The sequence below is a fragment of the Eubacterium sp. AF22-8LB genome (assembly GCF_003458715.1).
In the GTDB taxonomy this organism is placed as follows: Bacteria; Bacillota_I; Bacilli_A; order Erysipelotrichales; family Erysipelotrichaceae; genus Holdemanella.
Genome location: NZ_QRVI01000001.1, coordinates 19497 through 33402 on the forward strand (window position 1 = coordinate 19497; position 13906 = coordinate 33402).

At 33.6% G+C, this 13906-nt stretch carries 9 protein-coding genes; 2 read left to right on the top strand and 7 right to left on the bottom strand.

The genetic code is table 11. From position 1 onward, the window contains the following. Window positions 1–36: 36 nt before the first annotated feature. Window positions 37–2535 (top strand): translation factor GTPase family protein, encoded by a 2499-nt coding sequence (locus tag DWY01_RS00090; RefSeq protein WP_117992323.1) that lies wholly within the window; start codon window positions 37–39, stop codon window positions 2533–2535. A 41-nt stretch (window positions 2536–2576) separates the two neighbouring features. Further along, window positions 2577–3485 carry an FAD-dependent oxidoreductase gene (locus DWY01_RS00095; RefSeq protein ID WP_117992324.1) on the top strand — a complete coding sequence of 303 codons (909 nt, stop codon included), beginning with the start codon at window positions 2577–2579 and terminating at the stop codon, window positions 3483–3485. 331 nt (window positions 3486–3816) lie between these two features. Here DWY01_RS00095 and DWY01_RS00100 read toward each other — a convergent pair whose 3' ends face one another. The 7 genes from DWY01_RS00100 to DWY01_RS00130 all read right to left on the bottom strand — a co-directional run bounded on the left by DWY01_RS00100 (window position 3817) and on the right by DWY01_RS00130 (window position 13847). Beyond that, window positions 3817–4674, bottom strand: coding sequence for a YitT family protein (locus DWY01_RS00100; RefSeq protein ID WP_117992325.1), 858 nt, complete (start codon window positions 4672–4674; stop codon window positions 3817–3819). Window positions 4675–4757: 83 nt separating this feature from the next. Then, a complete protein-coding gene (locus DWY01_RS00105) occupies window positions 4758–5063 on the bottom strand; it encodes a nitrous oxide-stimulated promoter family protein (protein WP_117992326.1) in 306 nt (101 codons plus the stop codon). After that, a complete protein-coding gene (locus DWY01_RS00110) occupies window positions 5063–6700 on the bottom strand; it encodes an amino acid ABC transporter ATP-binding/permease protein (protein ID WP_243001921.1) in 1638 nt (545 codons plus the stop codon). The genes DWY01_RS00105 and DWY01_RS00110 overlap by 1 nt, the downstream gene beginning before the upstream one ends. Before the next feature lies 1 nt (window position 6701). Further along, the gene (locus tag DWY01_RS00115; protein ID WP_117992327.1) at window positions 6702–8384 is read right to left on the bottom strand and encodes an ABC transporter ATP-binding protein/permease; all 1683 of its coding nucleotides are present in this window, start codon (window positions 8382–8384) and stop codon (window positions 6702–6704) included. A gap of 108 nt (window positions 8385–8492) precedes the next feature. Further along, window positions 8493–9077, bottom strand: a complete 585-nt coding sequence (locus tag DWY01_RS00120) for a peptidylprolyl isomerase (RefSeq protein WP_371412804.1) — start codon at window positions 9075–9077, stop codon at window positions 8493–8495. Between the two features lie 47 nt (window positions 9078–9124). After that, window positions 9125–10621: a 4-alpha-glucanotransferase gene (gene malQ / locus DWY01_RS00125; protein ID WP_243001922.1), complete on the bottom strand. Its 1497-nt coding sequence runs from the start codon at window positions 10619–10621 to the stop codon at window positions 9125–9127. A 61-nt stretch (window positions 10622–10682) separates the two neighbouring features. Further along, complete coding sequence (locus DWY01_RS00130) at window positions 10683–13847, bottom strand: DEAD/DEAH box helicase (protein ID WP_117992329.1); 3165 nt, start codon at window positions 13845–13847, stop codon at window positions 10683–10685. Window positions 13848–13906 lie beyond the last annotated feature (59 nt).

Consider the following 13906-nt stretch of genomic DNA (forward strand, 5'->3'; position numbering starts at 1 on the left):
TTTTATCATTTGCGTCAACATGATAAAATGGTAGTTATGAAAAGAATAGTGACTGGAATATTAGCGCATGTCGATGCCGGAAAAACAACGTGCATTGAGAGCATGCTTTATACATCAAAAACCATACGAAAGCTAGGTCGTGTCGACCATCAGGACGCCTATCTAGATTATGATAATCAAGAAAGAGAAAGAGGCATCACAATTTATTCAAAAGAAGCCCATTTTCATTGGAAAGATAGTGAAATCTACTTAATTGATACGCCAGGACATGTCGATTTTTCAAGTGAAATGGAAAGAAGCCTACAAGTACTAGATTTAGCCATTCTTTTAATTAATGGCCAAGATGGCATTCAATCTCATACATCGACAATTTGGAAATGCTTAAAACACTACAAGATTCCTACATTGATTTTTATCAATAAGATGGATATTAGCTATAAGACAAAAGAAGAGCTCATGAACGATTTAAAAATGCATTTCTCATCGAACTGCATTGATTTTAAATGCAAAGATGCAGAAGATGAACTATCCACGTTGAATGAAGACATCATGAATCAATATCTAGAAACAGAAGAAATTGATACCTCCCTTCTTCAACAAGCCATTTTTAAAAGAGAATGCTTCCCTGTATTCTTTGGTTCCGCATTAAAAATCCAAGGTATTGAAGATTTAATGGATGCGATCACCAATTTATCCTTTACTCAGGAATATTCTAAGGAATTTGGTGCTCGTGTATACAAGATTTCAAGTGATGATCAAGGCAATCGACTAACGCACGTAAAAATTACGGGTGGGGTATTAAATGCCAAAGATAAAATTGACTCAGATGAAAAAGTAGATCAGATTCGTTTATATAATGGAAAACAATTTGAAATGATTCAAACTGCCTATCCAGGTATGATTTGTGCATTAAAAGGATTAAACAACTATGAAGTAGGACATGGCTTAGGTTTTGAGTCTGACACAACCAAGCCATTATTAAATGCCTATATGAACTATCAGCTGCTTCTACCCGATGGCGTCGATGCTCTTACTATGATGCGCTACTGTAGTGTACTTGCCCAAGAGGATCCACAGCTTCAGATTGAATATGATGAGCAGACGAAACAAATCTTTTTGCGTTTGATGGGATCTATTCAGATGGAAATTCTTCAAAAAGAAATCGAAAAGAGATCTAAGGTCAAAGTTGGTTTTACAACAGGCAAAGTCTTATTTAAAGAAACCATTCAGGATACAGTTATTGGTGTCGGTCACTTTGAACCTTTAAGACACTATGCCGAAGTCCATTTAAAGCTTGAACCATTACCCAGAGGAAAAGGACTTGTGTTCGAATCAAATTGTTCAAATGATGAACTAGCTTTAAACTGGCAAAATCTGATTTTAACGCATTTACAAGAAAAACAACACAAAGGCGTATTAACCGGATCTCCTATTACCGATATGAAGATTACTTTAGTTGCTGGTAAAGCCCACCTGAAACATACTGAAGGTGGTGATTTTCGACAAGCTACCTATCGTGCTGTAAGACAAGGCTTAAAGGAAGCACAATGTGTATTACTAGAGCCTTATTATAGTTTTGAATTGATCATTGAAAATCAATATGTTTCAAAAGCACTATTTGACTTAGAAAATAAGCATTGCACCTTTCAAATTGAAGAGGACATGAACAATCTTGTTCATATTAAAGGAAACGGTCCCGTACGTGAATTAATGGATTACCAAAAGGATGTTATTGCGTATACAAAAGGTAAAGGTCAATTTATTTGCGAATTAGAAGACTATCACGAATGTGTAGACCAAGACAAAATCATTGAAGAATCAAATTATGATAGTGAAGCCGATTTAAACAATCCAACCGGATCTATTTTCTGTGAACATGGAGCTGGTTATTTTGTGCCTTGGGATGAGGTCAAAGAACATATGCATATTCAAATCAAGGAAGCTAGCTCAACTTCCTATACTTCTTATATAAAACATACAGTTCGTGAAGAGGAATTAAAGAAGGTATTTAATTCTTTAGGTGGAAACAATAAGAAAGCTGAAAAGCCAATCAAGAAAAAAGCTAAAGTAGATTTAAATCTAAATCAAATTCATATTGAAGATAAAAAACCAGAATGCTTAATGATTGATGGATACAATATGATTTACGACTGGCAAGACCTAAAAGATATCGCCAAAGTGAATATTGAATCCGCTCGAGATGAATTGATCAGCCGCATCTCTAATTATCAGGGATATAAACGCATCAAAGTCATCTTAGTATTTGATGGATACCGCGTTAAAAACAATGTAGGCTCTCATTTTAACCAGGGGAACCTAGATATCATTTACACAAGATACAATCAAACAGCGGATAGCTATATTGAAAAAGCTGTCCATGATTTAAAGAAGAAATATGAATTATCGGTTGCGACAAGTGATGGCTTGATTCAAAATGCCATTCTTGCCAATGGCGCAAAAAGAATCTCAGCTCGCGAACTTGAGATTGCCGTAAAAAACGTAAACAAGCGTGCACTTTCATACCTAAAAAAATAGTTTATGATATAATAGCAAAAAAAGATGGAGGAATTTGATTTATGACAAGAAAGATTGCCATTATTGGAGCCGGTCCTGCTGGCTATACACTAGCTCAAGAATTAGTTAAGGCAAAGAATGATTATCAAATCGATATTTTTGATAAAGAAGCTGAAATTGGTGGAGCCATTTATACAGGCATTCCTGAATATCGTATGCCTAAAGCATTCTTAGAAAAAGCTTACAATGGATTAGTAGAAGCTGGTGTTCAATTCCATTTCAATACATTTGTAGATCAGGCTATGTTCAAAGAACTACAAGCAAACTATGATTATGTGGTTGTTGCCATTGGTGCTCAAATTGAAAACACTTTTGGTTTTGAAACTGGAAATGGTGTCGTAGCCGGATTAACATTACTTTATGATTTAAATATCAACCATAAACAAGAAGAATTTAAGAAATATAAAAAGGCTATCGTATGGGGTGGTGGAAACGTAGCGATGGATTGTGCAAGATCATTAGTTCGTATTATTAATGATGTGACAATCGTATATCGTAGATCCCTTCAAGAAATGCCAGCAAGTCCTGCAGAAATCAAGGCTTGTGAAAAAGAAGGTGTTAAGATTGCATTTTTAAACAACATCAAAAACATTTTAAAGGACGAAAATGGAAATGTATGTGGTGTTCAAGTTGCCAAGATGGAACTTGGAGAAATGGATGAATCAGGAAGAGCAAGCTGTCACGAAGTTAAAGATTCATTATTCACAATGGATTGTGATCTAGTTGCGATGGCCATTGGTCAAAAGGTAGATTTCACACCATTAAACAACGACTTAAAAACAACCGACACACACGCCTCTACATTAGATAATGTATTCATTATTGGAGATGCCTTTACAGGGCCAAAAACAATTGGTAGTGCTGTAATGGAAGGTAAAAAGATTGCCAAAGAAATCATAGGAGCGAACTAATCGTTCCTTTTTTTGTGTTTTAATGTCTTTTTCACATTGACCATTTAAAATAATAAAGCAGCAAGCATATGTATACTCCTGGGAATGGATTTATCATTGCATTTTAATGACAATCTTAGAGTGCGTATAAGAACCTCTAGCGTTATTAGGAGGTGGTAGTCATGAACAATTACGAAGTATTAATATTACTAATTTCAGTATTGGCAATATATACGACACTAATTGGTTTTGTGGTTCAGCTTTTGGTTGAATTAATCAAACAAAAATGAATAAACAAAATAAAAACTACCTACGCCAACTCTTCCAAAGTTTGTAGGTAGTTTTTACTACATCATAATCTCTTTTCAAATCCACCATCAATTTCCTGATCCTCACTAATCGTCACAAAGGCCTTTGGATCAATTTCATTGACAATCTTTTTGAAGTTACGAATTTCATACTTATTTACAGCACAAAATAAAATATACTGTTCTGTATCTGTATAAGCACCTTTCCCCATCCAATACGTTACTCCACGACCGGTTCTTTCCATGATTACATTCTTCATGTTCTCTTTCTTTGTGAAAATCAATACAGTCATATTGATATTCTGATAGTGGATACGATCACTAATAAAATAAAGAATAGCCACAAAGATAATAGAATATAGTGATGTCTGTAAATCAAAAATAAAGGCACAAATTGTAAATAAGATGGAATTAATAATAATCGATAGCTTTCCTACAGAAAAACCTGGTTTTATCTTTGATAAACAAACTCCGGCAATATCCATACCACCACAACATCCACTGCTCTGTAAGGCAAGTCCTACTCCAATACCACACATTAAGGCTCCAAAGATACAATTTGAAAGCATGTCTGGCATAATCACAAAGGATTGTTTTGGCAAAATAGATAATGTAATGGTTTGAACCACCAAACTAATGACAGTCTTCATACAAAACTCTTTATTCATGATTTTAAATCCCATCACAAATAAAGGAATATTAATCATAAAGTTGATGATACCCACCAAGTTCATATGCCCAAGACTTGGAATCATCTTTACAATAAAATACTCAATAATCTGCGCAATACCTATGGCACCTCCAAAATTGATTCCGTTGGGTGTCACAAATAAATAAATTCCTAAAGAAAGCAAGATACTTCCTATAATTAACTCAATATACTTTTGAATATTTTCTCTCATCTTAATAAATCCTCTAAACAATAGGCATTATATCATTTTTACATATTTTTCGAAGATATTTTCGATTAATATGCATATTTTTCTTATTTATCTGTAATTTGATAGTATAAATGACGAATTGCCATGACAGGATGATAAAACAACATTCTAGGTCCTGAAAAACGCATCACCTTACGAATCTCTTCTCTTTTATCTTTCTTGTAACAATGCACCTTGCATTGCGAACAAAACGTTTTCGTTTCCATAAATGGACATTTTTCAATGCGCATCTTGGCATATTCATATAATTCCAAGCATTCTGGACACAATTCTTTTTCTTTATGTTTCTTTCTACAATACAAGTGTATCATCTCATACACTGTACGCATTTCCTTTTCACACTTATCCATTAGCTGACTCTTTCAGATTCCATATGAATTATACGATCACAATGTGATAAAGTCGATTCTCGATGGGATACAAAAATAATTGTCTTATCTTTTCTTTCTTCATAAATTGATTTTAAGATAACTCCCTCATTTAAGCTATCCAAGTTGCTCGTAGGCTCATCCAATAAAACAAGTTTCGCATCATGTAAAAACATACGAGCCAATCCTATTCTTTGTCTTTCTCCACCAGATAATGAACTACCCAATTCTTCAACCATAGTTTTATATCCGTTTGGCAACGACTGGATATACTCATGAATATTCGCCTTCTTACAAGCAGATTGAATTTCTTCTTCACTCGCATTTTCTTTGGCAACTCTTATATTATTTTCAATCGTATCATGAAAAAGAATCGTTTCTTGCGTTACATATCCTTCATTCTTTCTCAAATTTGAAGTATTCAAAGATTGAATATTTAAATCATCCACTAAGATATTTCCTTTTGAAACATCCCAAAACCGCATCAACAATTTCAATAATGTACTTTTTCCACTTCCACTCTTACCCTGAATTCCAATCACTTCATTTTCTTGAATACTTAAATTCATATTCTTTAAGATTTGTTCCTCTTCATACGCAAAGTCCACAGAAGATACATCTACCATTTTAAAGTCTGTCTCTTTTCCATTATTTACTTCTTCAACCATAGGTGTCTCATCCAAAAGTGATATGACTCTTTGTCCAGCTCCAATTGTCTGTGATAAAGTTGAACCCAAGTTTGCCAATGCGATGACAGGACCAAAAGAAGAAATTTGCAGAACACTCGATACAATCATTGAATCCATCGAACTATTCAAATATAAATGAATCAAACACAACCCTAAAGATAGTAAAACCACACAAAAATTTGTCAAGGAAATCGTCTTCGCTTGAAAATACTTTAATTTCTTCTCTCGCTTGGCCAAAGAAGAAGTTTGTTTATTCAAACCCTCTAAACGACGATTCGTATCCATGTACTGCATACTTTCCTTTAAGCCACGCATACTCTCTAATACATAACTATTTAGATTAGCGGCTTCTTTACGATACTCTACACCAATCTGTCTTGATTGTTTGGAAATATAAATAGGTAAAACAACACCCACTGTAATATAAGCTAAAAATGAATAAAATCCATAAATCCATCCAAACTGCACTTGAATACTCACACAAATTAGACTTGTGATAAACGCAATACAAATTGGAGAAATCGTATGTGCATAGAACACTTCCAACAATTCAATATCGGAAGTAATTAAAGATATTAAGCTTCCCTTATCTTTGACCTCCAATTTTGCAGGGCACAATTTTCTTAATGCCCCAAACACTTGATCACGAATGCGAGCCAATAATTTAAAGGCAATATAATGATTACATGCCTGTTCTGCATAGCGTAAGATACCACGTAACAGTGCACACACAAATAATAAAATTATAATGGTATGAACACTTAAAAGTGTTTGATATCCCAGTAAAGAAACAAGTGCCATACTTGAAAGAACGGGTATAAAGATAGCACACAAAAAGCCAGCCACTCCCATTAGAATGGCACAAATCATATATACGGTTAAGGGAAATACGAGTTTAATTAAACGTGAAAATATTTGAACCGTACTCATATTAGACACCATATCTTTCTAATTCTTTTTGCGCATTGAATAAATCACAATATACTCCATCTTGTTGAATCAACTCTTCATGCGTTCCACTCTCTACAATATTTCCATCTCTCAAACAATAAATTTGATCGGCATTGATTAAATTGGCCAGACGATGCGAAATACAAAGTACAAGCTTTTCTTTTGACAATTCATATAAAACTTCCATGATTTTATTTTCACTCTCCACATCAATATTACTAGTAGCTTCATCCATGATATAGATGGGTGAGTTTTTCAGTAAAGCCCTGGCCAAAACCAAACGTTGTCTTTGTCCACCCGACAAGTTTTTTCCACCCTCTAAAATACGCATATCCAGTCCACCTTGTTCATTCACAAAATCTAAGATACCCACCTTTTCTAATACACGATTCATCTCTTGTTCTGATACTTCTTTAGCCATTCTCAAATTATCTTTAAGCGTCCCACTAAATAGATAACTTTCTAAAGAAACTAAAGTCATATATGGATAAATATTAATATCTTTAATGTCATAGTCAGATAGTTTTAATTCACCACTATAATTTGTATATTGGCCCATTAGTAAAGCTGCAATCGTACTCTTTCCGCTTCCACTTTCACCAACAAAACCAATCATTCCTTGCTTAGCTTCAAAATGAATACCATGTAAAACTTCCTGATTGGTATATCCAAAATGAAGATTCGATGCAGAAATCGAGTACTCATTTATATCCACATTTTGTTTTTCTTTCATATTCTTTTCTAATATCGCAAACAATTTATCGCTCGCAGCCATTCCATTCATCGCAATATGAAAATAAGATCCTAATTGTCGCATCGGAATAAAGAATTCAGCCGAAATCAAAATAATGAATAATGCTTGAAACAATGTGATTGTTCCTTTTTGAAATCCTGTCAACGCAAATACAATACCCAATGCGCTTCCTCCATAGGCAACTAAATCCATAACCGTAATTGAATTGAGCTGCATCGTCAAAACACGCATTGTGATTTTACGAAAATTTTCACTTTCCACATTCATCTTTTCATGATAACGGCCATCCGCTTCATAAATCTTAAGTGTAGTTAACCCCTGAAGATTCTCTAAAAAACTATCCCCCAGCTTTGTATATTGTCCCCAATAGCGATTTAATAATCTTTTCGCAAACTTTTGAACAAGAACAATCGACATCGGAATCAAAGGAACACAAACCAGTAAAACGAACGCTGCCTTTATGTCCATAAATGCAATTACAACAAATAATGTTACAGGGGCAATTAAAGAATAGAAAAACTGCGGAATGTAATTCGCAAAATATGTTTCTAATTGTTCAACACCTTCACTAGCTAGTTGTACAATTTCAGCTGTACTCCAATCATTTGTATAGCTATTTCCAATTTTAGATAACTTTTCGTATAAACAACTACGAAGTGTTTCCTTAACAATATGACTTGACTGATACGACATTTCAATTGCCTTCTTATTTACAATATATCGAAGTATTAAACATACAAAAATAACTAAAAATAAAACATATCGATTCACATCTGATTTTGTGATGAGCAAACATAAGCTTGCCGTTGAACATACGTTACAAACAAGTCCAATCCATTGATACATCACATTCTTTTTTATATATGGAATACTTTCTTTTACAGAAAATAATAACTTTTTATTAATCATAATTCACCTCAGTTAGTTGAAACAAATTGAGTTTACAATAACTAATTATGAATGTCAAACTAAAGTTTCATGTAACTAACCATGCAAAACAAAAACAACTAGATTCCTCTAGTCGTTAATTTCAGATACTTTAATTGTTTTAATGACAGGCTGCTTACTTTCAGCTATTGTACCATTATCATCCATCGGATCTGCATCTTCACAAATCTTGTCTACAACCTTCATACCCTTTGTGACATGTCCAAAGGCTGCATATTGACCATCTAAAGAGTCTTGGTCTTCTTGCATAATAAAGAATTGTGAGCTGGCCGAATCATAATCAGAGCTTCTTGCCATAGAAATAACACCACGCTTATGTTTAATATTATTCTTAACCCCATTATCTTTAAATTCACCCTTAATGGTTTTATCCGATCCGCCTGTACCATTCCCGTTAGGATCTCCACCTTGAATCATAAAGCCTTTAATAATACGATGAAATGTCAATCCATCATAGAACCCCGATTCGGCTAAATCCACAAAGTTTTGTACCGTAATAGGAGCTGTTTTTCCATCTAACTTAACCGTGATCGTACCATAATTCTTCACTTCAATTTTTGCGATATAATCTTTTGTTTCTTTTTGACATCCAAATAAAGATATACATAAGACTAAGGAACAAAGTATAGTTAATAACTTTTTCATCAAATTCACCTCATTTGTATTTTACCAACCCAGACAAAAAGGAGCAAGACTGCTCCTTAACGATTTGATTTTTCAATCCATTCCTTTGTCTTCATGACCTTATCTGGGAATGTTTTAAAATCCTTTAATTTCCAAGTCCAGTTTTTATTCGAAACTGTTCCTGGTGTGTTGATTCTAGCCTCTTCTTTAAATCCGCAAATATCCCAAATAGGAAGAATAACAGTATCGGCATTACTATCCAATGCATATTGACAAAGCATTTCATTAAAGGCCCGGCTTGAATATCCTTGATTTTTGAAGAAACGACGTAAACTAATACGTTTATTCGAATCATATGTATGATAATCCTCATTGCATGTCGCATTATCATGTGTTCCCGTATATAATACAGAATTCTTCTTTGCCTTTTTCTTTAATTGTTTAGCTTCCATTCTAAACAATAAAACATCCATACCTGGTATTCCATAATCTTCTTCAAGTTCAATAACTTCAGGACGAATCAAACCTAAATCTTCAGCAACAAGAACAATATGTGGACAAGCCTTTAAAATCGCATCAATCAACTTGTGGGCTGGACCTAGTATCCACTTGCCTTCAATTGCGGTAGGACAAGTTTCTGGAATCTTCCAGAATGTATCAAAAGCTCTAAAATGATCAATTCTTACCATGTCGTAACAGCGATTCATCCAGCTCATACGATTGCACCAGAAAAGATATCCATTTTTTTCCTGGGCATCAAAATCATAGATTGGCATTCCCCAGCGTTGTCCTGTTTCACTAAAGTAATCAGGCGGGCAACCCGCAATATATTCTGGCTTTCCTTCTTCATCTAATAAGAAAGCTTCGCGATTACACCAAACATCTGCACTATCCAAATCTACATAGAATGGTATATCACCCATGATTTTTAAATTTCTTGCGTGAGCATACATTTGAATTTCATCTAATTGTTTATAGAAAATAAACTGCAAAAATTTAATATAAAAGATTTCATCTTGATAATCATCTAAATCAATATCTCGGTTTTTAGGCCAATCCTTATATTCATCTTCCCACTCAAACCATGGAGCTCCATTATAAAAACCTTTGAATAAAGAATATGCTGCCCAGTCTTCTAACCAGAATGCATCGCGCTCAAATGCTTCATAATCCTCTTTAAAAGAGTTAAATTCCTTTTTAAAAACTTTAAAGGCCTTTTGAAAATAGGATTCCTTAAATTCACGAATCTTATCATATTCAACAAAGTCTTTAAACTTATTACAATTCACAATTGAACTTTGTGTTAACAACCCCATTTCACACAAACGATCCAAATTGATATAGATTGGGTCTCCGGCAAAACTAGAATATGTCTGGTATGGAGAATGTGTTGGGCCTGTCATTTGTAGAGGTAATATTTGCCAGATAGAATACCCCGTATCCGCAATAATATCAATCATTCGAATTGTTTTTTGCCCTAAATCACCAATCCCTTGATTTGCAGGGACAGAGAAAACAGGACATAAGATGCCTGCACTTCGATTCATTTTATCACCATTTGTAATCCCTTTCATTACTTCTATTTTAGCACATTTTTATAAAAAAAGGCTATATAATTCAAAAAATTATATAGCCTTATTCCATAGAAAATAAATCTTTAAGCTCCTCTTTGGATAAACTCGCAATTCCACCCTTTGAATTCTCTACAAATACATCGCTCATTTCCTTTTTTCGTTTTTGCATCTCGTAAATTTTCTCTTCAATCGTATTTTTCATCAATAATTGATAAACTAGAACATTCTTCGTTTGTCCAATACGATAAGCACGGTCTGTCGCCTGGTTTTGGGCACTGACATTCCACCATGGATCAAAATGAATTACAGCCTGTGCCTTCGTTAAATTTAAACCTGTCCCTCCTGCTTTTAGAGATATCAAGAACACATCTGAATCATCACTTTGGAAAGCATCTACCTCTTCTTTACGCTTCTTCTTATCGACAGCCCCTGTAATCATATGATATTTGATTCCTCTATGATTAAACTCCTCAATAAAGGAATCGAAAATACTTGTAAAACTAGAAAACAATAATACTTTTTTTCCATTTTCCTTTAATGTCTCAATCAAATCCAGACACATCGTAAATTTAGTACTTTCCCCTTGATAATTTTCATACAACATTCTTGGTTCGCAACATATTTGGCGAAGACGCGTCATCATCGCAATAATCAAAATAGAATCAACTTGTTCTAATTTCAACTGTTCCTGCAACTGTTCATTGACCTGTGCAAGATTCGCAAGATATAACTGCTTTTCATCTGGACTTAAATTTAGCCACATATCTTTTTCTACTTTATCTGGCAAATCCTTTAATACTTGTTTCTTTGTTCTACGAAGAATAAATGGAGATACTAACTTTTGAAGCTGAGACTGCCTGTCATCATCGCCCATCTGAATTGGTTTCTCAAAATTCTTTGTGAAATAATTCAAGCTATATAAATATCCCGGCAATAAGAAATCAAAAATACTCCATAACTCACTTAAACTATTCTCGATTGGTGTTCCCGTTAATGCCAAGCGATGTTTACTCTTCAAAGATTTGACACTTTGCGCATTCTTCGTCTTTGGATTTTTTATAAACTGCGCCTCATCCAATACAATATATTCAAACTCCATAGGCATATATAGCTCAACATCTCTACGCAAATAATCATAGGTTGTGATATATAATTCATGACTTTCTTGAATGATATCTTTACGAACTTCCTGCATTCCCGTAACACATACGGCATCCACACCAATATGGAACTTTTCAATTTCAGACATCCAGTTATACATCAAACTGCTTGGACAAACAATCAAACTTGGCTTATCTTTAGAAACATATTGTTCATAAAAGACAAGTACCTGCAAAGTTTTTCCAAGTCCCATATCATCCGCAAGAATACCATTCAAATTCATATTCTTTAAATCATATAGCCATTGAATTCCCTGTTGTTGATATGTTCGCAACAAAGATTTATGTTCCGATTTCAATTGAATCGTTTGTTTTTTTACCTTCATTAATCGATTTGTATATTCATTGACTGAATCATCATTTCGAACATCCAACTCCGAATCCACATCCATCAAATGAAAAGCTTGATAAGCTGGCTTTTCAATTGTTTCTTTTTTAAAATCTTTTGATGTCAAATTCATTGTAGAAGCAAGTTCATCCAATTGTTCCAAACCCGTATTCTCTAGATCAATCATTTCACCATTCTTTAATTGATAAAACTTTTTCTTTTTTCGATATGCATTTAAAATATGTGACAACTCATCCACATTGACATTACTATCCAGTTCCATTTTCAATAAATCATTTTGAATATAGACCTTTACACTTAAATTCATGCTACGACGATTCTTTAAACGTTTCAATTCCTCAGACACATATACATCTGCCTGTTTTTGAATCAAAGGAATTCCATGGTCTAAGAAATTATAAAGAGCATCACTTCGCCCTTTAAATACAGCTTTATTATCTTCAATCTTTACAGCATAATGCGTAATAATTGCTTCAATACTCGCAATTTGATTTGAGTCTGTATTTGTGAAAAAACTCTTCTTTTGATTATTCTCTAGATATGTACCCCATACGATCATATTTGCGTTTTCTAAATCTGAATACACACGAATATCCTCAATTACAGTCGCATATTTTTCTACATCTACATTCGTTTCTAATTTAATATAATCTGTATATGGCTGTATACACTGTAAGTAAAAAGCTCTAAAATCATTCTTTTTAATTAACCACCCATCACTCTGCTGCAAATTATAGGCTAGTGATGCGAGTAAGCCATCTGAGTCTAATTTAAATCGAATAATTTCTTTATAATCCACGACATAAAGATGTTTTTTTCCAATCAAAAAACTATCATCTAAATCTGTCGTTATTTCGAAACAATCCTCATGCTCTACCAATTTTAAAACCAGTTTAATATCTTTTTCAGATATTTTAAATTCTGTATATTCCTTTGGCAAAGATGCATTTAAATCATAAAAATCATCCATACATTCTGGATAGATTTCACCATCCTTTTGCCATTCTTTTGTGAATGCATATTTTAATAGGAAATCATAGATTTTTTTACTTGGCTCATCCAAATCATCTGGAGTTAGATAAATATTCACATTCTTACCAAAGCGTTCAAGTCTTTTTTCAAAGAATCCATGTAGTAAATCTTGGATGTTTTTTACCACATAAGCACGACTGACTTGAATCTTTAGTTTAAATGCAGCCTGATCATAATAATACGAATTTGTTTCATGCAGTGTCAAACGAATCAAACCCTCATTTTCTTTAAAGAAATTATTTACTTTATCGTCTTGTTTATCCTTTAAAAAATCAAAAGCAACCTGATTAAAATTATCAATTCTACGACGCTTGCGTTCTAATTCTTCCTGACGTTTCTTTTCCTCCATATACTGTTGATAATTTACGCGAAACGGAAAAACCTGAGGATTGATTGTATTGATGGCGCGAATCACACTCACTAAATGAACACATCCCGTATGTGGATTTTGCGTGCATGTACAGTTTGTAGTTAAAACAGTTCCATATTCATTCACTCTAAAATTTATAATTTCTTCATTCCAACGTGTCTGAATAACCGCCTTTACATCATAATATAAAATTTTATCATGCACTCTTTCAATTGAAATACGCTCGATTTTTCCTGCATAAAACGGATCATTCGCCTCATAATAGATCCATGAATTTTTTATAAAACGATTTAAAGATTCTTCATAAATATGCATATACTTCTCCACCTAACTTAACCATTATTATATCATATTTGACATTAGAATTCTGACTT

Bases quoted from the DNA above. Each gene is read 5' to 3' on its own strand.
- DWY01_RS00095 (WP_117992324.1), top strand. From the start codon at position 2,577: ATGACAAGAAAGATTGCCATTATTGGAGCCGGTCCTGCTGGCTATACA.
- DWY01_RS00110 (WP_243001921.1), bottom strand. From the start codon at position 6,700: ATGAGTACGGTTCAAATATTTTCACGTTTAATTAAACTCGTATTTCCC.
- malQ (WP_243001922.1), bottom strand. From the start codon at position 10,621: ATGAAAGGGATTACAAATGGTGATAAAATGAATCGAAGTGCAGGCATC.
- DWY01_RS00115 (WP_117992327.1), bottom strand. From the start codon at position 8,384: ATGATTAATAAAAAGTTATTATTTTCTGTAAAAGAAAGTATTCCATAT.
- DWY01_RS00100 (WP_117992325.1), bottom strand. From the start codon at position 4,674: ATGAGAGAAAATATTCAAAAGTATATTGAGTTAATTATAGGAAGTATC.
- DWY01_RS00105 (WP_117992326.1), bottom strand. From the start codon at position 5,063: ATGGATAAGTGTGAAAAGGAAATGCGTACAGTGTATGAGATGATACAC.
- DWY01_RS00090 (WP_117992323.1), top strand. From the start codon at position 37: ATGAAAAGAATAGTGACTGGAATATTAGCGCATGTCGATGCCGGAAAA.
- DWY01_RS00130 (WP_117992329.1), bottom strand. From the start codon at position 13,847: ATGCATATTTATGAAGAATCTTTAAATCGTTTTATAAAAAATTCATGG.